Below are 21678 nucleotides of genomic sequence, written 5' to 3'. Positions count from 1 at the left end.
AGATGATATGAAACATGATGAAGCTATGTATACATTTGGAATAGGTGAGAATTTCCATTTACAAAATTATCTAGGTTCACATGAGATAGATGGTAGTGAAGAGGGCTATGTTTTCCGTGTCTGGGCACCCCATGCTGAAAATGTTCAGGTGATTGGTGACTTTACAGGATGGTTTGACGAACCCTTAGACATGGTTAAAAATCATATTGGTGTTTGGGAGGTAACGTCAGACCTCCCAGAAGAAGGTCAGCTTTATAAGTTTTTGGTTAAGCGCAAGGGTGGTCAAGTGGTCGAAAAAATGGATCCTTTTGCCACTTACTTGGAACCTAGACCAGGAACAGGAGCTGTGATTCGTAAAAAAGTTGACAAAAAATGGAAAGATGGCCTTTGGATGGGCCGTCGTAAGCGTTTAGGTTTTCAAAAACGTCCCGTTAATATTTATGAAGTTCACGCCTCTTCTTGGAAGTTAAAAGAAGACGGTCAACCATACACCTTTAAAGAACTCAAAGAAGAGTTGATTCCATACTTGGTTGAGATGAAATACACACATGTTGAGTTTCTTCCTTTGATGGCTCACCCTCTAGGAATGAGTTGGGGTTATCAACTGATGGGGTATTTCGCTTTTGAACACACCTATGGTACACCAGAAGAATTCCAAGACTTCGTTGAAGCTTGTCACCAAAATAACATTGGTGTTCTGGTAGACTGGGTTCCAGGGCATTTTACTCAAAACGATGATGCCTTGGCATACTTTGATGGAACGCCAACATTTGAGTATCAAGATCATGACCGTGCCCACAATTATCGTTGGGGAGCCTTGAATTTTGATTTAGGAAAAAATCAAGTACAGTCTTTCCTTATCTCAAGTGCACTTTATTGGATTGAAAATTATCATATCGATGGTATCCGTGTAGATGCTGTATCTAATATGCTCTATTTGGACTACGATGAAGGTCCATGGCTACCAAATAGGGAAGGTGGAAATCGAAACTTAGAAGGCTATGGCTTCCTACAAAAATTGAACCGAGTCGTTAAAGAACGTCATCCAGGTGTTATGATGATTGCTGAAGAATCAACGGCAGCAACACCCATTACTCAGCCTATTGAAGAAGGCGGTTTAGGCTTCGACTTCAAATGGAACATGGGTTGGATGAATGATATTCTTAAGTTCTACGAAGAAGATCCAGTTTATCGTCAGTATGATTTCAATCTTATGACCTTCAGCTTCATGTACTGTTTCAATGAGCATTATGTCTTACCATTCTCACATGACGAAGTAGTACACGGTAAAAAGAGCATGATGCATAAGATGTGGGGCGATCGCTACAATCAATTTGCCGGCCTACGTAATCTCTATACTTATCAGCTTTGCCACCCAGGTAAAAAGTTGTTGTTCATGGGTTCTGAATTTGGCCAATTCCTAGAATGGAAGTATGACTACCAATTGGAATGGGTGAACCTTGAAGATAAATTGAACCAACAAATGCAAGAATTTACTAGCTTTGCTAATGGTTTCTATAAAGACCATCGAGCATTGTGGCAGATAGATGATTCGTACAGCGGTTTGGAAATCATTGATGCTGATAACCGTGCTGAAAGTGTTCTGTCATTCATTCGTTGGAGTGAAAAGGGTGAGTTCTTGGTATGTGTCTTCAACTTGGCACCAGTAGAGCGTAGAAACTTCACCATTGGATTACCAGTAGCGGGTATCTACCAAGAAGTTCTTAACACTGAAATGGAAGAATTTGGTGGTGTTTGGAAAGAAGGAAATCCTAATACGAAGACGAAAAAATCTAAGTGGAAGGATTATGAAAATACCCTTACCTTCACTTTGCCTGCACTTGGTGCAAGTATCTGGCGTGTGAAACGTCGTCTAAAATAACATTTTTAGTAACGATTTAGTTTTGCTATTATCGTGGAACGTAACAATAGCTTTATATTTATAATTTGTCATACTCAACTTCGTGAAAGAAAAACGTTAATAAGGAGTCTTATCCATCACCGTCTTTCTCTTCAAACGATTAGAGGCTAAAACTAATTGGAGGAATTTACATGAAAAATGAAATGTTGGCTTTGATTCTTGCCGGTGGGCAAGGAACTCGTCTTGGGAAATTGACCCAAAGCATTGCCAAACCTGCGGTACAATTTGGTGGTCGCTACCGTATCATTGACTTCGGTTTGTCTAACTGTGCCAACTCTGGCATTAACAATGTTGGTGTCATTACTCAGTACCAACCATTGGCTTTGAACAGCCATATTGGTAATGGTTCAAGTTGGGGCTTGGATGGTGTAAATTCTGGTGTTTCAATTCTTCAACCATATTCTGCAAGTGAAGGAAACCGATGGTTTGAAGGAACTAGCCATGCCATCTACCAAAACATTGATTATATCGACACTATTAATCCTGAGTATGTCCTTATCTTGTCTGGTGACCATATCTACAAAATGGACTATGATGAAATGCTAGAATCACATAAGGATCATAATGCTAGTCTTACGGTAGCTGTATTAGATGTACCACTTAAAGAAGCAAGTCGCTTTGGTATCATGAATACTGATGCAAATAATCGCATTGTAGAATTTGAAGAAAAACCAGAACATCCAAAATCTACGAAAGCATCAATGGGTATTTACATCTTTGACTGGAAACGTCTACGCAACATGTTGGTATCAGCAGAAAAAGGTGGCATTGAAATGTCAGACTTTGGTAAACATGTTATTCCTGCTTACTTGGAAACTGGGGAAAGCGTTTATGCCTATGAATTTTCAGGTTATTGGAAAGATGTCGGTACTATCGAATCCCTTTGGGAAGCAAATATGGAATACATTTCACCAGAAAATGCTTTGGATAGCCGTAACCGCCAATGGAAGATTTACTCACGTAACATGATTGCTCCACCAAACTTCTTTGGTGAACATGCCCATGTTGAGGATTCCCTTGTAGTCGACGGTTCATTAGTTGATGGAACAGTTAAACATTCTGTCCTTTCAACCAATGCTCAAATTCGTGAAGGTGCTGTGGTTGAAGATTCAGTAATCATGAGTGGTGCAGTCATTGCTAAAGGTGCAAAAATTAAACGTGCCATTATCGGTGAAGGAGCACACATTTCTGAAGGCGTTGAAATTGACGGAACAGAAGAAGTGCAAGTCGTAGGATACAATGAAGTAGTGGGGGTACCAAAAGATGAAGATTGATAAATATTCTGCAATTCTAGGAAATACCGTAGGGTATCATGACATGGATGGTTTGACGGCACACCGTCCTATTGCCAGCCTACCATTTGGTGGAAAATATCGCCTCATCGACTTCCCTCTCTCTAATTTGGCTAATGCTGGTATTCGTAGCGTCTTTGGTATCTTCCAAAACGAAAACATTAGCTCAGTTTTTGACCACATTCGTTCTGGTCGTGAGTGGGGCTTGTCTACTCTCTTGAGTCACTACTACCTTGGTATTTACAATACTCCTGTTGAAAGCTCAACTGTTGATGAGGAATACTACCGTCAAATTTTGACTTATTTGAAACGTTCAGGATCAGATCAGACTGTAGCACTTAACAGTGATGTATTGGTTAACATTGACCTTAATCAAGTTTTCCACCTTCATAATACTACAGACCAAAAAATTACAGTAGTTTATAAGAAATTGCCAAAAGAACAGATTTCATCAGTTAACAGTGTGTTTGAAATCGATGAAACTGATAAGATTGTTTCGCATGAACTCTTCCAAGACAATGGTAAAGAAATTTATAACATGTCAACAGATATCTTTGTAGTTGACACTCCTTACTTGATTGAAAAATTGGAAGAAGAAGCTGCTAAGGAAGAACCTCGTAAACTACGCTATGTTCTTCGTGATTTGGCAGCTGCTGAGGGTGGATTCGCCTATGAATATACTGGCTATCTTTCAAATATCCATTCTGTAAAATCTTACTTTGACGCTAACTTGGATATGTTGGATACTCAAAAATTCTATTCACTCTTTGCTCCAAATCAAAAAGTGTATACAAAAGTGAAAAACGAAGAGCCAACTTACTACTCAAATAGTTCTGATGTTAAACGTTCTCAGTTTGCATCTGGTTCTATTGTACGTGGTCATGTTGAAGATTCAGTAGTGTCTCGTAATGTAGACTTGCAAGAAGGTTCTAGTGTGACGCACTCTGTTGTTTTCCCTCGTGTTGAAATTGGTAAAAATGCAACTGTTGATTACGCTATCGTTGATAAAGGTGTTACAATTGCTGATGGTGTAACCATTCGAGGAACTGAAAACAACCCTGTTGTTATTACAAAAGGAAGCGTTGTAACAGAGGATATTGTACGATGAAAGTTTTATTTGTAGCAGCTGAAGGTGCACCTTTTGCTAAAACAGGTGGTCTTGGTGATGTAATCGGTGCTCTTCCTAAATCATTAGTTAAAGATGGAAATGAAGTTGCTGTTATTCTTCCTTACTACAATATGATTGCCGCAAAATTTGGTGATCAAATGGAAGATTTAGGCTACTTCTACACGAAATTGGGATGGCGTTGGCAATATGTTGGCATGAAGAAAACCACCCATGAAGGTGTTGACTTCTACTTCGTGGATAACGAACAATACTTCAATCGTGGAACAGTTTATGGTGAATGGGATGACGGCGAACGTTTTGCTTATTTCCAATTGGCAGCCTTGGAGTTAATGGAAAAAATTGACTTCATTCCAGATGTTCTTCATGTGCATGATTACCACACAGCCATGATTCCTTTCTTGCTTAAGGAAAAATACCACTGGATTAAAGCCTATAAAAATATCAGGACTGTCTTTACCATTCATAATATTGAATTCCAAGGTCAATTTGATAGTGGCATGTTGGGCGATCTTTTCGGCGTGGGCTATGAACGTTATGAAGATGGAACACTTCGTTGGAACAACTGTCTCAACTGGATGAAAGCTGCTGTGCTTTATGCCGATCGTGTAACAACTGTTTCACCATCATATGCAGAAGAAATTAAAACACCTGAATTTGGTAAAGGCCTAGACCAAATTATGCGTATGGAATCAGGTAAGTTATCTGGTATTGTTAATGGTATCGATACAGACCTCCTTGACCCAGAAACAGATACTCATATTCCTTATCATTTTTCCGTTAAAGATTTGTCTGGTAAGGCCAAAGATAAAGCTGCCCTTCAAGAACGTGTTGGCTTGCCGGTACGCAAAGACGTCCCTTTGATTGGTATGGTTTCACGTTTGACTGACCAAAAAGGATTTGACTTGGTTGTTAATGAATTGCATAACATTTTGCAACATGATGTTCAGGTTGTTCTTTTGGGAACAGGTTATGGCGATTATGAACATTCTTTCTCTTGGTTTGGACAAGCCTATCCTCAAAAAATGTCAGCCAATATCACATTTAACCTTGAATTGGCACAACAAATTTATGCAGGCTGTGACATTTTCCTAATGCCTTCTGCTTTTGAACCATGTGGACTTTCTCAAATGATGTCTATGCGTTACGGTACTTTGCCAGTAGTTAGCGAAGTCGGTGGCTTGCGCGATACGGTTGAACCCTACAACGCTGTTACTGGTGAGGGTACAGGTTTCTCATTTGGTAACTTCTCTGGTTACTGGATGGTACAAACCCTTGAAAAAGCGCTTGATCTTTATGAAGATGATCCTAAGGCTTGGAGAAAATTGCAAGATAATGCAATGACTCGTGACTTCTCATGGGATACTGCAAGCTTGGCATATGTTGATTTATATAAGCAATTAGTTTAAAACGATGATAACTTTTCTCAATTTGAGAAAAGTTATTTCGTGTCATGAGAAAGATTACTCACATTTTAACCATGACAGGGAATGTCTTGTAAAGGCGAATGAAGTTCTAGAACTTCTTCACAAAGTTCATTTTTTAACCTACAAGGATTTGCTTTGATGTGGTATAATCTACATAACTAGTATGTAGTCTGCTTGAACATACTAGAATACGAAGAGATATTCTCCTAAAAATAAGTGATGACATTCTCCTCATATTACTTTGTGATTGGGATGATAGGTCTTATCTAATAACGCCTTTAAAAGGGGCAATGTGATCTTAGTCCTCTCTGCTGTCTATGATTGGTGTTTTATCAGAAAAAGATTTCCCCTTTCGTCTGTGCCATTAATTATGGTAACTCTCGAAATAGGATGTCCTATTTAGGGGATGTCTTGTGATTTACTGCTTTAAATTGCATTTGAGATAATGGCAATTAAGAAAGGATTTCTATGCAACTTGAAAATTTAACTCCAGAACAATTTATTCGTGACTTTAAAGACACACTCCACCAAGAACAACTCATCAAGGTTGCCAAAGCAACACCAACTGAAATTTTTACAGCCTTGGCTGGTTTGATTCGTAAGTATTACACGAACACATGGATTACACGTAATCATGAACTTTCAGAAAAACAAGAAAAGATTGCTTACTACTTCTCAATTGAGTTTCTTCCAGGTCGTATGTTGGAAACTAACCTTCTTAACCTTGGTATTCTTGATGTTGTTAAAGAAGGTTTTGCGGAACTTGACATTGACTTCCGTGAAGTTGTAGAAGCAGAGCATGACATGGCTCTTGGTAATGGTGGTCTTGGTCGTTTGGCAGCTGCTTTCATGGATTCACTTGCGACTACTGGTTACCCAGGTTTCGGTAATGGTCTTCGTTACCGTTATGGACTCTTTAAACAACGTATCGTTGATGGTTACCAAGTGGAACTGCCAGATGGTTGGTTTGGTTCAACAGGAAATGTTTGGGAAACTCGTAAAGACCATGATATTGTAAATGTTAAACTTTATGGTGATGTTTACCTTGAAGCTAACGAAGAAGGCCGTATTGTTCCAACTTATAAGAACGCTCAAGTTCTTCGTGCTGTTCCTTACGATGTGCCACAAATTGGTTTCCAAAACGACGTCATTAACAACCTTCGTCTTTGGGATGTTGAAATTCCTGAAGAATACGAATTGGACTACAGAACATTGGAAGATCGCCGTCGTGTGAAAAATATCACAGCTATTCTTTATCCAGATGATTCAACTGTCGAAGGAAAAGAATTGCGTTTGGTTCAAGAGTACTTCATGACAAGTGCAGGTCTCCAAACAATCATTAAATCTTATCTCAAGATGGGCTTGCCATTGAAAGATATCCATAAAAAAGTCTCTGTCCATATCAATGATACTCACCCAGCGGTTGCGCCAGCTGAATTTATGCGTCTCCTTCTTGACGAATACGGACTTTCATGGATTGATGCTTGGAATGCCACTGTTAAGACCATGAGTTACACTAACCACACTATTCTTCAAGAAGCCCTTGAAAAATGGGATCAAGAACTCTTCAAACGTGTTCTTCCACGTGTTTACCAAATTATTTTGGAAATCGATAACCGTTATGTAGCTGAAATGGCTGGACGTGGTGTTGCTGCGGATGTTATCGAACGCACACGTATTGTGAAAGACAACCAAGTGCACATGGCTAACCTTTCAATCATTGGTGGTCACTCAGTCAACGGGGTTGCTAAACTTCACACAGAGCTTCTTAAAGAAGATACTCTCCACGATTTCTATACTATTTATCCTGAAAAATTCAATAACAAGACTAATGGTATTGTTCAACGTCGTTGGACACAAATTGCAGCACCAGAACTTTCTGCAGCTATTGATGATGTGATTGGTAACGGTTGGCGTAAAGACATCCATGAGCTTGAAAATCTGACAACTTACTTGGATGATAAAGCAGTCTTGAACCAATTCTATCAAGTTAAGACAGCAGCTAAACAACGTTTGGCAGACTACATCAAGGAAAGTACAGGCATTGAAGTATCTACAGATGCTATCTTCGACGTTCAAGTTAAACGTCTTCACGCTTACAAACGTCAATTGCTTAATCTCCTTCACATTATCAAACTTTACTGGGATCTTAAAGATAATCCAGATAAAGACATGGTACCACGTGTCTTCATCTTTGGTGCTAAAGCTGCTCCTGGATATCACTTCGCTAAATCAGTTATCAAACTTATCAATGAAGTGGCTAACCTTGTCAATAATGATGAAAGCCTCCAAGGCAAACTTAAGGTTGTTTTCCTTGAAAACTACCGTGTAAGCTTGGCTGAAATTATTATCCCAGCAGCTGATGTCTCTGAACAAATCTCATTGGCTTCTAAAGAAGCATCTGGTACATCAAACATGAAATTCATGATGACCGGTGCCATTACTTTGGCAACACTTGACGGTGCCAACATTGAAATCAAAGACGAAGTTGGTGATGAAAATGTTGTCATCTTCGGTATGAACAAAGACGAAGTTTACGAACACTATGCTCGTCACGATTATTATTCTCGTGCAGTTTATGAAAATAACCCTGTGATTCGTCGTGTTGTTGATACTTTTGTCAATGGTACTATTCCAAATGCTCAATCAGAAGGTACTGAAATCTATGAAGCGCTTATCACACATAACGATGAGTACTTCCTCTTGGAAGACTTCGCAGCTTATGTAGAAGCTCAAGAGAAAATCGATGCGCTTTATCGTGACCATGACAAGTGGGCACGCATGAGCTTGGCTAATATTGCTAAATCTCATAAATTTACTTCTGATGATACTATCACAGAATACGCTAAAGAAATTTGGGAATTGAAAAAATAAGCGAAAGCTAATACATCAAAAAAACAACGGCTAGAAATGGTCGTTGTTTTTGATTGCAGACAAAGTCTCAATATATGTAGGTTTCTAGGTTTCATTCTGAAAAAATAACTTTGTATATATTGTGAATAAAACCAATCAAATGACTTTATCAGTCCCTACTAAAAGGAAGCTGAGTTAACAACATGATTATTTCATCAAGAACTTCTTTAAATGAGATGCCATTAGTATAACTGTATTTTCTTGCGTAGTTTTGCCATTGTTGGTTTTGGGTTTCATCATTTTTAAATGATTTAAGAAGTTCAATATTTTTATTGTAATCAAATGTGGTACCACGAAATGCAAATGTTCTTTTTATGGCTAATTGGAGCTGTAAGGTGTCAATTTCTTCCCTCTTCAATTTTGAAAGAATATAAATGTCATAAAAGTCTTTGCTACGGCTATTCAAAAAGTTTCTAGAGTATATCGTTTGTAGCTTTTCAGCAATAATGGTTTCAATGGGATAAGCAATGATTGGGAAGTGGTCATCTTCAAAAAGAGATTTATAGTCGTAATGAATAGGGTGTGGCGTTACAATATCCCCTGTTGCGATATCTAAATGAACCATTTGTTTGATGTTTTCTAGCTGGCAAAGAATGCTGGCCCGGTACCCACTGTAAAGGTCACTTTCTTTAATAGAAACTATAGATTGGAGCGTAAAGTTGATACCCTCTATTGGAATCGCAAGAATATCCTTGAGTTGCTTCTCAACATTTTCAAATGATAGTGTGATGTTCTGGAATAGAAAGTCAATATCGACAGTACTACGTGATTCAACGCCAATGACATTCGAGAGAAGAAAGCCTCCTTTAAAGATATAGTTTCTTGAGTATGAACTCTGGCTTAACTTTTTTAAAATCATTTCAAGAAAATAATAGGTCATCACGGAGTTAAAGGTTAAGCCAGTTTGCTTAGAGATTTTGTGGCAGAGTAGGGTTAATGTTGCTTTGTTCACATAAGAACCTCCAGAGTTTGCTTGATATCTTTTATGGCCTGCATTTTAGTAGCATAGTCATAAAGTTTACCTATATTCTTATTCGGATTTTTAGCAAAACTCTGAAGTGTTTTCACAAAAAGTTCTGTATCAATGTGATTTCGGTTAATAATTAAATCGCAAATAGTTCGCTCTAGGTCATAAGCCTGAACGTAGTTTCCCATTGGAGTTTTAATGCGTGTGACTCCAATCTCGATAAAATTCTTAGTTGTCGTATGGATTAGGAGATTGGAAGGTGGGGTGTTAAAGCGATAACCTCTAGGTACAGTTACCTCAAAATATTGAGGAATCTCGTCAGTAACGCCTAATAGATATAATGCAGATGTGTAAGAGTAGATAGCCTTTGAAAATCTATATTGAAAAAAGTAATAGTCGTCATAGTCCCCGTTAGCATCTAGATAAATTCCTTTTTCAACTCGAAAAATAGTTCCTTCCTGTTCTAACCTAGTTAGATAGACAGTGGGTATGCCAAGAGTTTTACAGTCTTTATAAGTAATGATGCCATTATGATGTGCAAGATGGTGCAGCATTCTTTCTTTATTTGACATACCATCCCCCCTTTTGTTGCGTTTATACATCAATTTTATCTTTTTTGTAGTGTAGACGCAACATTTTTCGATGCTAGCTGTTTCTGAAGTCTTCGGAATCTTTTAGTCATCCTTACTTGAAGTTTGCAACTGTTCGCTAAGATGATATAATGGCCTATAGATATAGGCATCAGAAAAGGGGGAAATGTTATGGCTTTACGTAGCCAATTAATTACCAAGGAGTTTCCAGATTTAGATAGGGTGGAGCGTTTGAATAATGAGGCCTTTCCAGAGGAAGAACGTATTCCATTGAGTGAGTTCTTACAACTGGATGGTCGTGAGGATTATCATTTCTTTGCCTTTTATGACGAAGATGATTTTATTGGCTTTGCCTCAGTTCTCTATAATGCTAAGGTTTTTTATGTTAGCTTTTTTGCTATTGTTCCTCAAATGAGGAGTCATGGCTATGGTAGTGAAATCATTGATAAATTAGTGGAGTTTTATGGGCCAACACGATCCATGGTTTTAGAGGTGGAGCGTTTGGATGAGCCTAATGATAATCCAGAGCAACGTGCGGATCGTTGGGATTTCTACAAGCGTAATGGTTTCAAGACGTCAAATGCCTTTCTGGAATATGAGGGCTTGAGTTTTGAGATTCTCTATCGTGGAGATCACTTTGATGAAGAAGCTTACAGAGAGATTTTCCAAAAACTTCAGGAAAATGCTTATTTTGACTTTAAGATTAAACATCGTCACTTGAGTGATTTATAAGGCAGGGAAGCAGGTTAGATACGACCTGCTTTTCATCTATTTTCAGGATAATTTGCTGTCCTATGATATAATGGAAGTACTATGAAGAAAGCAATTTTACAGTATTTGGCAAGTGCCTTGGCTGTAATCCTTATACTTGGTCTTGTGGTTTTCGACCGTCGTCGAAATCAATATCTGGTCAAGAGGGTCAAAGACCCAGAAATTTCCTACATTTATCAGGCTTCTTTGGAAAATTTAGACAGACTGGCTCTGAGTCAGGCTGGGGTCATCCAATCTTATCAAATTAATCCGATGTCGGTGCGTAAGGAGGGTGGAGAGATTCGTCTATCCCTCCATATCAATCATTCCTATGATAAACAGGTCAATCTTGTCCTAAAGTCGGATGCTTATGGTGATTTGTCAGTAGTTCAAGCGACGCCGTCGGATGCTCTGAAGCTAGCCTTGACAGATGAGGCCTATCAGAAACGCTTGGCTGTGATTTCGCAAAAAGCCGATGCGATTATAGCCCGTGACCACTGGGATCAGGCGATTAAGCCGGCCTATGTGGCTCAGGTAAGAAGTAAAATGAAAAAGACTTCTCTGAACCACTTTGACAACATCTTGAATGACATTGATCAAGAAAGTAAGGAAGTTGGTTCTGATACTTATGCAGCCTTTTTTCAAGCTTCTCAATTACCTAACCATGACAAGCTTAATTTGGTTATGAACCATATGCAGGTTTATGTGGATAAGTACCAGTTTCTCCAACTTGGGAAGTCGGGTTATAAATTTTCCAAACAACTTGAGCCAACCAGTCCTTTTTATAGCTACTTCCGTGAAGCTATCATGGAAACCTATCAGACAGATCAGGGCTTGGGTGTGGATGAGTTAGGCATCAAGCTCCATCTATTCAGATCTTGGATTGATAAGCAGTCTATGGACTATGTTAGGACCAACTACAAGGGCAAGACGGATTTGGATAAGCTTTTGGCCTATAGCAAGGACAAGAAGATTAATCTGGATTACACCACAGGTGCTTCCTTCCATAATCGAACTTTAGGTGATTTCACCTATCCGCATAATATGAAAATTCAGTTGCCTCAGACCAGCATTATGGGGCCCTACGGTGTTAGTAATGCCCGTTTTATTGAATTCATTGTCAATATGGATACAGGAAAATTTGTATCCGAATGGAATGTTTACAAGAAAAAGAAAGATGGTAGCATCGACTCTAATCCTAAGCATTATAAGATAGAGGATGGGGCTGATATTGCCGATACAGACTCGGCTAACTATGGTCTGTCTAAGGGCCTCAATGCCGATTTACCGGCTTACCTCAATAACAGCCACACCTATCTGGATGTTCATCATCCTGCTGATAATGCCATCAGACGGAAAATGGTTAAGAAGTGGAAAAATCCGAGGAATGTGCTAAACGGTGGAAACTATACCGATATTGTTAAAAAAGGAGGCTTGAAAGATCTTGAAACATGGAGACACGTTAAAGCTGAAGACCGCCTTCAGGTCTACAATGCCTATCTGGATCATATTCGTTCTACTTTTGTGCTTGATGGTTTTGACAGCTTTTACCAAGAAACCTATAAGTTCCAAGGTCAAGGAGGAAGCCAAGCAAACGGAAACCCTTGATAAGGTTCTCGTATCTAAAAATTTCTATCGGGTCAGAGATGCCTACGCCATCAAACTTTATGGACAGGATGAGGGAATGTCCTTTGATGTTGCTAATCAAAGACTCTTTGGATCAAACATTGCCATTAAGGATGGTATCTTGTATGGGTCTAGTCTTGGTGATTTGACGATTGAGGATTATTTTCAAGGGGAGTTGTCCTACCTCTTAGGGGCGACTCAAAAGCTCCCTGTGGATAAGGCTCGCATTAAAGCCGACCACTATACCCAGGACATCCGCTTGAATCGGGTTTGGTCTGATCTTAAGGATCAAGAAACCTCTAACAGTATTATTTCGCAGTTTCAGGACAAGACTTTGCTCAAGTTGCGCATTAGTTATAACAAGGATTTCCTTCCAACTAAGATTCAAGGCTTTTACAATAGTCAAAAGCTTAACGGCTGGCAGGACTTATTTTACATTGACTATCCCTATGCCAATCAGGTGGCCTTTGAACAGGCTCAAGACGTCTATATTCAAAATATTCAGTACTTGGAAGCTCACCCCAAAGAGGAGACAGGTGACTAGTACTTGCATAGAAAAAGCGCCTTTATCACATGTTGATAAAGGTGCTTTGCTTTATGACAGTTTAGTTTTGATGTTTAAGGGCTACTAATTCTGGGAAAAGCTTGTCCAGGATTTTTGGAGTGATAGCTTGACCCGGTCCTTCGGCACAGTAGGTGTGCATATACATGGAAGGGTTAAAGTTAAGCTCAATGCAGGTGCAATGCGGATTTTCCTTGATGGCAATTTGCGTTTCATCTGGAATTATCAGGTCAACCCCACAAGCCCAGGCTCCCATGCTAGTTGCCATGGCTGCGGCCAATTCTTGGTAAGAGGAATCCATAATCTCAGTGACATCAATAGAGTCGCCACCTGTAGAGATGTTAGAGTTACGGCGTAGGTTAACCTTTTTCCCATCAGGAAGGACATCGTCAGGTGTGTAGCCTTGTTGGGCCAACATTAGTTGTTCGATGTCTCCTAAGGCAATAATTTCAAGCGGTGAGCGGTGGTCGTGGCCACGCAATGGATTGGCATTTTTCTGAGCAACCAATTCACGGATAGTGTGTTTGCCATCCCCAACGACATTTGCAGCAACACGAAGGAGGACAGCCTCACAATGCCCGTCCAAGATGAAGAAACGGTATTCAGTACCCGGTATAAATTCTTCAACCAGGACTGCGGTATCTTCTGCGAAGGCAATTTCAAGGGCTTTTTGATAGTTTTCAAGACTGGCAGGTTCTTGGAAAATGGAGATTCCCAAACCAAAGTTGGTTGATTTTGGTTTGACCACGATTTGTTTGTTCTTGATTAGAGGGTAATAGGCAAGTCCTTGCTCAAGGCTGGTAAATTCGTCACCAGTAGGAACTGGAAAGCCAGCATCTGCCAGAATCTTCTTAGTCACAGTTTTATTGGCCATGGCAAGAGGGACCACGTAGTTGTCTTTTGAAGTCATATTACCGTTCTTGACGTATTCGACATGGTCTTTGTGCCAGAGTTTGAGGAATTGGTCCTGTTCATCCAAAATGTCGAAATTGATTCCCTTTTGGATAGCATCAAAAAGCAACATCTGTGTAGAGAGCTCCATCTCTTCGTAGCCCTTGAGGGCATAATGAGCGGTCCAATCATAGTCCTGATAGGCCAGCGCCTTGTTCAAGGCAAAGTCGGCTAGGGACTTGTCTTTGATATAAGGTAAGAGTTGCGCAGAGAGCGTCTGTTTTGGATCCGCAAAGGTTGCCTTGACTTGCTTAACCAAATCTTGATGATAGTCACCAAGTCCAAAGTGTTGAACCAATTGGTCTAGGGCTTTAATAATATCCTTAGTTTCGGCCATAGCTTGATCAGGTAGTGGTTCTAGCGGATGAGAAAGAGCAATTTTCTCATTTAGTGCGTGACCTTGAGCTAGAACTTGATCGACATTTTCAGGGCTATCAAGCCAAAGGAAGGCTAAAATGAGCAAGTGTACAGTGTCCATAGTAGTCTGGCTAATACCGATACGCTCAAAGGGATTGAGGTCGAAGTTACGGAATTCCAGATAGGTAATTCCCTTGTCCAGGAAGGAACGATTAGCCTTTTGGCCACGGAAACGAACAGCTGAATAAAATTCCTTCTCGGCAATCAAATCACCATTGGCAATATAGGTTTCGATATCGGAGACGTAGTCTTCAAGATTATCAAAGGATACTTGAATTTCTTCCTTATTGACATAGCCGTGGTCACTGTTACGGAAGGAACGCACAGGTTCTGGAACTTCTTGGTCGAAGAAGCCTTGCTCAGCAATAGGTGCAGCCCCAAAGAGATAGGTAATCACCCAACGGTAGCGCAAGTAGTTTTGAGCCAACTTAAGATAGAGGGCATTCTTGAAGGCAATCATATCGGTCTGATTACTTTCTTGGAACAGGGCCTCAACCAAATCTTTACCCAGTTCCATATTATAGTGGATACCTGAGATAGCTTGTAGTTTAGTTCCGTATTTTTCAGCCAAGTAGTTACGATAATGGCGTTCGAATTCATTTTCCAGTTGGGCAACTTGAATCTCTTCGGCTTTGATGCGAGGTGGCATAGAGAGGGGCCAGAGAACCTCGTCTTGAGAAATCGAACGTCCGGTCACATCGGTAATAGCTCCTAGAAGACGACGAGCCTCAGTGGTGGATTTGGCAACTGGCGTAATGAGCTCCATCTGAAACTCACAAAAGTCAGTCTGAATATAGGGGTGGAAACTACGAGCTCCCAGACAGGATGGGTGAGGCGTATGCGCCAGCTGTCCTTGCCTATCGACACGCAGACTCTCACGCTCGATTCCAAAGTTCGCTTGGAGAATGGGGCTGGTAGACTCCAGTTTTTGAAGCAGTTGGTTTATAGTCATAGAATCACCTTTTCATCTAATGTTAGTGATAGTCTATTATAAATAGGAGAATAAAACAACTTTCCGCTACGGTTAAGGGGAATTTCCGAATGTTGTAGATAAGTTTGTGAAAAATGAACAGATTATGGGCAGAATAATGAGGAAATCAGAACAAATCCTAGTCATATAGCATTTTACTTGCAATTTAAGTCACATTAACCTATACTATAAGTAACATCTATATTAAAACGAAGTCTCCCTAGGGCCCATCCCTCAGGGGCTTTTATATGCCCTCAAAAGGGGATAACTGTTCTTTTATAGATAAAATATGAGCATTTTGACTGTTCTTATAAAACTTTGCTCTGCACAGAGCAGGCGATAGTTTTCGCCGTGGCAACAGTTGTCTAAATCTGCTCAGTCTCGTTTAGAGCAGAGTAAGATGCTAACAGTCCGCTCTGCTTAGGAGCGATGCTTTCGCTGTGATGGATTACAGGACTAGCTTATATCTATCAATGCCTGAAACACGCTCTGCACAGAGCAGACGATATTTTTCGCCGTGGCAACAGTTATAGAAGTCAAGAGACTTCTATAACTCGGAAGTTTTGAGACTTTGGCTCAAAACTTAGCTATGAGATTCCGAAGGAAGCTGCTAGCGTCCGAAGCCACTTAAGAAAAATATCAAAAAAAGAAAAAAGAATAAAAAACGGAGGTAACTATGTTTCAAGCCCTGATCGCCCAGATAAAGGAATACAAGAAACCCTCAATCCTAGCGTCCCTCTTCATGACGCTAGAAGTCATGTTTGAGATTTCCATTCCCTTTGTCATGGCTAATCTTTTAGACAAAGGTGTCCAGCAGTCCAACATGTCTAACATCTGGTTCTACGGTGGCCTCATGTTAGTCTGCGCCTTTCTATCCCTATTCTGCGGTATGCAGTCGGCTCGCTATGCAGCCTTTGCCTCTGCTGGATTTGCCAAGAATCTACGTCAGGCCATTTTCAAGAAGGTTCAAAGCTTCTCCTTTGAAAATATCGATAAGTTCTCAGCTGGTGGTCTGGTAACCCGTATGATGACTGATGTTACCAACGTTCAGAACTCTTATCAAATGATTATCCGCATCTGTGTGCGTGCACCACTCAACCTGATTTTTGCCATTACTGCTAGTTTCCTTATCAACGGTCAGATGGCTTGGATTTTCGTTGGCGTAACGCTCTTCCTTGGTGTGATTCTAGCGCTTATTACCAAGATTGTATATCCTTTATTTACTCAAGTATTTGAGGCTTATGACAACCTTAACAACAGTATCAAGGAAAATATCACCAACATGCGTGTGGTGAAATCCTATGTTAAGGAGCAGGAAGAGACTGATAAATTCAAGAGGGCTTCACGTCGCATTTATCAAATGTTTATGCGTGCTATTCGTGTGGTTGTCATGTCTAACCCAGCCATGATGTTGTCAATGTATGCGTCCTTCCTCATGATTTCTTGGTTTGGTGCCCACCTTATCGTTGTCGGTAACCTATCTACAGGTGAATTAACCTCTATGTTCAGCTACACCATGACTATCCTCATCTCACTCATGATGTTCATGATGATCTTTGTCATGTTGTCCATTTCTATGGCTTCTGTGGAACGTATTAATGACGTCCTCAGTACTGAAGCGACTATCCTTTCACCTGAAAATGGTTTAACAGAAGTTGCAGATGGTTCTATCAGCTTTGATCATGTGGATTTCTCATACACGGATGAAAATGGTGACAAGACCCATGTCCTCAAAGATATTACGCTTGATATTAAGTCTGGTGAAGTTATCGGTATTCTTGGTGGAACGGGTTCAGGAAAATCTAGTCTGGTTCAGCTGATTCCTCGTCTCTATGATGTGGAAGCTGGTCAAGTCAAGGTTGCCGGGCACAATGTTAAGGACTATGATTTGGATAGCTTGCGTAAGCAAGTAGCCATGGTGCTTCAAACCAACGTTCTTTTCTCAGGAACCATTAAGGAAAATATGCGCTGGGGGAATAAACAGGCAACAGATGAAGAAATCATCCAAGCTTGTAAGATTGCCCAAGCTGATGAATTTATCCAAGAGTTTAAGGATGGCTATGACACCAAGATTGAACGTGGTGGCTCCAATGTCTCAGGGGGACAACGTCAACGTCTTTGTATTGCACGTGCTCTCCTCATGAATCCGAAAATCTTGATTTTGGATGATTCGACATCAGCAGTCGATACCAAGACAGATAGTTTGATTCGTCAAGGTTTCACTTCAAGTCTTAAGGACACGACTAAAATCATCATCGGTCAACGGATTTCATCTATCCAAGATGCAGACCGTATCATCGTCATGAATGATGGTCGTATCGATGCTATTGGTAGTCACGACGACTTGGTGGCTAATAATGCCATCTATCGTGACGTTTACAAGATGCAAACACAAGGGAAAGGAGTAGCAGATGCAGAATAAGAAAAAAGCCAGCTGGGGCTCACTAGCACGACTGCTACGCTTTTTGTGGCAAGACTACAAACTTTCACTTAGTGTTGCCTTTGTCCTCATTGTTGTTGCTTCTTTGGCAACGGTTAATTTGACGGCTTCGATTCAGTCCTTGGTGGACGTTTACGTTCAACCTATGCTCAAATCTGGTAGTCATGACTTTGGGCCATTGTTACGTTTCTTGACGTCAGTTGGGGTCTTTTGTCTTATCGGTGTGGTTGCCAACTATGTGGCTTCCCTCCTCATGGCGACGATTTCACAAGATTCCCTGCGTTCCCTTCGTAATCAGCTTTTTGCTCGTATGCAAAAGCTTCCTGTTCGTTACTTTGACACTCATAAACACGGGGACATCATGTCGATCTATACCAATGACATCGATGCCCTTCGTCAGGCCATTGAGCAATCCATTCCTCAGCTCTTGCAAACGGCTATCACCATTATCGGTGTGACAGTAACCATGCTTACGGTTAGTCCTCTCCTTTTTATCGTGGTTTTAGTCATGGTAGGTATCATGTTTATGGTTATTAAAAATGTATCTGCCAAATCAGGCCGTTACTTCGGTGAACAACAAAAGAATCTAGGAATTGAGAATGGCTTTATCGAAGAAATGATGTCAGGTCAAAAAGTGGTCAAGGCCTTTGTCCACGAAGAAGAAAGCATGGCTGACTTTGACAAGATTAATGAAGAACTCTTCCAATCCTCATACTTGGCCAATCGCTATGCCAATGTCCTCATGCCAATCCTTGGGAACTTAGGCAATGTATCCTTCGTCTTAACTGCCTTGGTCGGTGGGGTCTTTGCCCTCAATGGTGTGGGTGGCTTGACTATCGGTGGTCTCATGGCCTTCCTACAATTGAACCGTTCCTTCAACGGTCCTATTACTCAGGTGTCTCAACAACTGAACTTTGTCCTTATGGCGCTTGCCGGTGCCGACCGTATCTTTGACCTTCTGGATGAAGCAGAGGAAGTAGATCAAGGTAAGGTTACTTTGGTTAATTACGAATTGGTAGACGGTCAAATGGTTGTGACAGACAAGAAAACTAACCATTGGGCTTGGAAGCACCCACGTCCAAATGGCGACTACGAGTTGGTCGAGTTGGTCGGAAATGTGGTCTTCCAAGATGTTGATTTCTCTTACGATGGTAAGAAACAAATCCTTCATGACGTTAATCTCTATGCGGATAAGGGGCAAAAGGTTGCCTTTGTCGGTGCGACAGGTGCTGGTAAGACGACAATTACCAACTTGATTAACCGTTTCTACGACATCCAATCTGGTGTGATTACTTATGATGGTATCGATGTGAAGCTGATTGAAAAAGATTCTCTTCGCCGATCACTTGGTATCGTGCTTCAAGATACCCATCTTTTCACAGGGACTATCGCTGAAAATATTGCATACGGCCGTGCTGATGCGACTCGTGAAGAAATTCTTGAAGCTGCTCGTATTGCTAACGTGGATTCCTTTGTGCAACATCTGGACAATGGTTACGACACTGTTCTTACAGACGATGGTGCAGGCTTGTCTAATGGACAACGTCAGCTGATTGCCATTGCGCGTGCTGCCCTTGCTAATGCACCGGTTCTCATCCTTGACGAGGCGACTTCCTCTATTGACTCTCGTACCGAAAAAATGGTACAAGAGGGGATGGACCGACTCATGGAAGGACGTACCGTCTTTGTTATCGCCCACCGTCTTTCAACCATCGTTAACTCAGATGTGATAATGGTTATGGACCATGGACATATCATTGAACGTGGCGACCACGACAGCCTTATGGAACAAGGTGGTACTTACTACCGACTTTATACTGGTGGTCTTGAAATTGATTAAGACTAAAAGAACTCAGGTTTTGCCTGAGTTCTTTTGCATCTGAAGAAAATGATTCCTTTGAGACTTTTCTTGTAAAAACGATAGGATTGATATCCTAAATCTCAACTTCTTTTAAATCGTGTGAGTCCAGGCGATATATCTTTTGGCAAACTTGTCTGAGGTAGTTGACATCATGTGAGACTGTAATAATGGCACCTGGATAGTTCTCAAAGAGCTGTCGGACTTGGGGTTGTGAGGTGGGTGAAAAATTTCTGGTTGGTTCATCTAGGATAAGGAGCTGAGGGCTTTCTAAGACCAGGTGTAGCAGGAGTAGTTTTCCTTTCTGTCCTCCAGATAAATCAGAAATGGCATGGTTCATTTCATCATGACTAAAGTTGAGGTTAGCGAGATGGGAATTTATAACCTCTCGTTCAGACTTGTCGCCAGTCTTACTCAAAAATGCTATTGGAGACAGTTCCACTGGCAAGATAGCGTCATAACGTTGAGGCATGTAGCCAATAGTCAGGTCTGTCTTCTTGCTAAGTTCTTGGTAGAGAAAGTGTAAGAGAGTGGATTTTCCACAGCCGTTATCTCCAACAATACCAATTTTTTCTTGCCCTTTCAAAGAAAGTTTGAGATGGTCAATGGTTAGGTGAGGAGCGATGTTTATCTGCTTCTCATCCAGATTTAAGAGATATTTTCCCTGAGGTAGAGGAGTGATATGAGAGAAGAATAGTTCAATACTGTCTTCTTTATCAGGCATTTGTGTCATATCTTGGGCAAGGCGGTCGTAGCGTTTTTCTTGCGAGAGGATAGCTTTCATCTTTTTAGCAAGCAATCGTCCTTGCGTGCTATCATGCGTATTCCGTAGGGTAGTTTGGACATTTTGTTTGATACGGCGATGCTTGGCCATGGCTTTGTCATAGGCTTTTTTTTCGGTCTTGGCTTGCTGCATTTGTTGCTGGAAAGCATCGTAGCGTTGTTGACTATAGTTATCATAGTCGAGATGTTCCACACTGGTCCTGGCTTGTCGACGACGTTTAAAGAGTTCTAGGTGGATAATGGTATCTGCTGTCTTGCTTAGTAGGTCCTCGTCATGTGAGATATAGATTATGGCTTGTTCAGAATGTTTGATAAAGTCTTTTAACCAAGTGATGGTCGTTAAATCCATATCGTTTGAGGGCTCATCAAGAAAAATGATGTCGTGGGGTCGAGCTAATTCTCGGATGAGTTGAATTTTGAGTTTCTCACCACCTGACAGAGAGGAGATAAGCTGACTACTAGCAAAACGATCACTATCAAAATGAAGTTCATCAGCCAGACGATAGAGGGTAGCATAGTCTAGGTCATAAGTATCCGCAAAGAAGTAGTCGTTAAGGGTTAGGGATTGTAAGTCATCCGAAATCTGTTGGGGAATATAGACCTGTGGGCTATCTGATTTATTAATAGTTCCCTCGTAAGAAAGATGGTCAAAATGTGTTTTTGGATTGACCAGGAGGGCAAGAAGACTAGATTTTCCATTGCCTTCTTCCCCAATGATGGCGACTTTTTCTCCTAGAGTTATTGTTAGATTTAAGTCATGAACGAGTTCACGAAAATCTTTAGTATGTGTTATGGTTAGGTGTTGAATCTGTATCATAGGACCTCCTAGGTCTGAGTGCTTATAGATATTGTTTCATGGGTAGTACAGTTTTTACTTCAAACAAAATCAAAGGTCAAAAAACAGTCCTACCTTATATGATAGAACTGTCTTGAATCTAGCTAAAAAGCCCTCTAGGAGATAGTTATGGTGTGGATGCAAAAAAAAACGCAGATACCACCAATAAATTTTCTACAGAAAAAGAGCACAAAAAAGACATGAGAACAATCTATCAAATAAAGCAGGTTTATTGTGAATAGACTTAGTT

Annotated in this window: 14 protein-coding genes; 10 read left to right on the top strand and 4 right to left on the bottom strand. The window is 40.6% G+C overall.

The annotated features are described in order from the left end of the window. Window positions 1–7: 7 nt before the first annotated feature. From glgB to PCY14_RS00060, 5 genes are all read left to right on the top strand, one after another. On the top strand, window positions 8–1882 hold the full coding sequence (gene glgB / locus PCY14_RS00080) for a 1,4-alpha-glucan branching protein GlgB (RefSeq protein ID WP_002889364.1): 1875 nt from the start codon (window positions 8–10) through the stop codon (window positions 1880–1882). Between the two features lie 170 nt (window positions 1883–2052). After that, window positions 2053–3195, top strand: coding sequence for a glucose-1-phosphate adenylyltransferase (locus tag PCY14_RS00075; RefSeq protein ID WP_002889363.1), 1143 nt, complete (start codon window positions 2053–2055; stop codon window positions 3193–3195). Further along, window positions 3185–4321 (top strand): glucose-1-phosphate adenylyltransferase subunit GlgD, encoded by a 1137-nt coding sequence (gene glgD / locus PCY14_RS00070; protein ID WP_021152331.1) that lies wholly within the window; start codon window positions 3185–3187, stop codon window positions 4319–4321. The genes PCY14_RS00075 and glgD overlap by 11 nt, the downstream gene beginning before the upstream one ends. Continuing rightward, complete coding sequence (gene glgA, locus PCY14_RS00065; protein WP_008535133.1) at window positions 4318–5748, top strand: glycogen synthase GlgA; 1431 nt, start codon at window positions 4318–4320, stop codon at window positions 5746–5748. Before glgD ends, glgA begins: the two co-directional genes overlap by 4 nt. A gap of 486 nt (window positions 5749–6234) precedes the next feature. Continuing rightward, window positions 6235–8640, top strand: a complete 2406-nt coding sequence (locus tag PCY14_RS00060; protein WP_021146180.1) for a glycogen/starch/alpha-glucan phosphorylase — start codon at window positions 6235–6237, stop codon at window positions 8638–8640. A 148-nt stretch (window positions 8641–8788) separates the two neighbouring features. Here the strand turns inward: PCY14_RS00060 and PCY14_RS00055 are convergent, their stop codons facing one another. Together PCY14_RS00055 and PCY14_RS00050 are read right to left on the bottom strand one after the other, a co-directional pair. Next, window positions 8789–9631: a nucleotidyl transferase AbiEii/AbiGii toxin family protein gene (locus PCY14_RS00055; RefSeq protein ID WP_021146179.1), complete on the bottom strand. Its 843-nt coding sequence runs from the start codon at window positions 9629–9631 to the stop codon at window positions 8789–8791. Next, window positions 9628–10218: a type IV toxin-antitoxin system AbiEi family antitoxin domain-containing protein gene (locus tag PCY14_RS00050; protein ID WP_021146178.1), complete on the bottom strand. Its 591-nt coding sequence runs from the start codon at window positions 10216–10218 to the stop codon at window positions 9628–9630. The genes PCY14_RS00055 and PCY14_RS00050 overlap by 4 nt, the downstream gene beginning before the upstream one ends. Window positions 10219–10407: 189 nt before the next feature. Between PCY14_RS00050 and PCY14_RS00045 the strand changes: the two genes are divergently transcribed. From PCY14_RS00045 to PCY14_RS00035, 3 genes are all read left to right on the top strand, one after another. Next, window positions 10408–10968: a GNAT family N-acetyltransferase gene (locus PCY14_RS00045; protein WP_164376332.1), complete on the top strand. Its 561-nt coding sequence runs from the start codon at window positions 10408–10410 to the stop codon at window positions 10966–10968. A gap of 81 nt (window positions 10969–11049) precedes the next feature. Beyond that, complete coding sequence (locus PCY14_RS00040; protein WP_301363008.1) at window positions 11050–12594, top strand: DUF1310 family protein; 1545 nt, start codon at window positions 11050–11052, stop codon at window positions 12592–12594. Beyond that, the gene (locus tag PCY14_RS00035) at window positions 12518–13156 is read left to right on the top strand and encodes a hypothetical protein (protein WP_051176050.1); all 639 of its coding nucleotides are present in this window, start codon (window positions 12518–12520) and stop codon (window positions 13154–13156) included. Before PCY14_RS00040 ends, PCY14_RS00035 begins: the two co-directional genes overlap by 77 nt. A gap of 61 nt (window positions 13157–13217) precedes the next feature. Here the strand turns inward: PCY14_RS00035 and gshAB are convergent, their stop codons facing one another. Further along, the gene (gshAB, locus tag PCY14_RS00030) at window positions 13218–15494 is read right to left on the bottom strand and encodes a bifunctional glutamate--cysteine ligase GshA/glutathione synthetase GshB (RefSeq protein ID WP_164376334.1); all 2277 of its coding nucleotides are present in this window, start codon (window positions 15492–15494) and stop codon (window positions 13218–13220) included. 694 nt (window positions 15495–16188) lie between these two features. Between gshAB and PCY14_RS00025 the strand changes: the two genes are divergently transcribed. Both PCY14_RS00025 and PCY14_RS00020 read left to right on the top strand, forming a co-directional pair. Further along, entirely contained in the window at window positions 16189–17934 is a 1746-nt protein-coding gene (locus tag PCY14_RS00025; RefSeq protein ID WP_164376335.1) for an ABC transporter ATP-binding protein, read from the top strand. Beyond that, window positions 17924–19792, top strand: coding sequence for an ABC transporter ATP-binding protein (locus PCY14_RS00020; protein WP_164376336.1), 1869 nt, complete (start codon window positions 17924–17926; stop codon window positions 19790–19792). Before PCY14_RS00025 ends, PCY14_RS00020 begins: the two co-directional genes overlap by 11 nt. Before the next feature lie 94 nt (window positions 19793–19886). On the opposite strand, the gene PCY14_RS00015 is transcribed toward PCY14_RS00020, so the two are convergent. Further along, window positions 19887–21410 (bottom strand): ATP-binding cassette domain-containing protein, encoded by a 1524-nt coding sequence (locus PCY14_RS00015; protein ID WP_164376337.1) that lies wholly within the window; start codon window positions 21408–21410, stop codon window positions 19887–19889. Window positions 21411–21678: the final 268 nt, after the last annotated feature.

Origin of the sequence: Streptococcus sp. SV2 (assembly GCF_030440175.1) — a bacterium.
Taxonomy (GTDB): Bacteria; Bacillota; Bacilli; order Lactobacillales; family Streptococcaceae; genus Streptococcus; species Streptococcus raffinosi.
Note: the sequence above shows the minus strand (reverse complement) of the source record. Positions and strands in the feature narration are given on the sequence as shown.

Excerpts from the sequence above, each read along its gene's own strand:
- glgB (WP_002889364.1), top strand. The coding sequence starts at position 8 with ATGAAACATGATGAAGCTATGTATACATTTGGAATAGGTGAGAATTTC.
- PCY14_RS00075 (WP_002889363.1), top strand. The coding sequence starts at position 2,053 with ATGAAAAATGAAATGTTGGCTTTGATTCTTGCCGGTGGGCAAGGAACT.
- glgD (WP_021152331.1), top strand. The coding sequence starts at position 3,185 with ATGAAGATTGATAAATATTCTGCAATTCTAGGAAATACCGTAGGGTAT.
- glgA (WP_008535133.1), top strand. The coding sequence starts at position 4,318 with ATGAAAGTTTTATTTGTAGCAGCTGAAGGTGCACCTTTTGCTAAAACA.
- PCY14_RS00060 (WP_021146180.1), top strand. The coding sequence starts at position 6,235 with ATGCAACTTGAAAATTTAACTCCAGAACAATTTATTCGTGACTTTAAA.
- PCY14_RS00050 (WP_021146178.1), bottom strand. The coding sequence starts at position 10,218 with ATGTCAAATAAAGAAAGAATGCTGCACCATCTTGCACATCATAATGGC.
- PCY14_RS00045 (WP_164376332.1), top strand. The coding sequence starts at position 10,408 with ATGGCTTTACGTAGCCAATTAATTACCAAGGAGTTTCCAGATTTAGAT.
- PCY14_RS00040 (WP_301363008.1), top strand. The coding sequence starts at position 11,050 with ATGAAGAAAGCAATTTTACAGTATTTGGCAAGTGCCTTGGCTGTAATC.
- PCY14_RS00035 (WP_051176050.1), top strand. The coding sequence starts at position 12,518 with ATGGTTTTGACAGCTTTTACCAAGAAACCTATAAGTTCCAAGGTCAAG.
- gshAB (WP_164376334.1), bottom strand. The coding sequence starts at position 15,494 with ATGACTATAAACCAACTGCTTCAAAAACTGGAGTCTACCAGCCCCATT.
- PCY14_RS00025 (WP_164376335.1), top strand. The coding sequence starts at position 16,189 with ATGTTTCAAGCCCTGATCGCCCAGATAAAGGAATACAAGAAACCCTCA.
- PCY14_RS00020 (WP_164376336.1), top strand. The coding sequence starts at position 17,924 with ATGCAGAATAAGAAAAAAGCCAGCTGGGGCTCACTAGCACGACTGCTA.
- PCY14_RS00015 (WP_164376337.1), bottom strand. The coding sequence starts at position 21,410 with ATGATACAGATTCAACACCTAACCATAACACATACTAAAGATTTTCGT.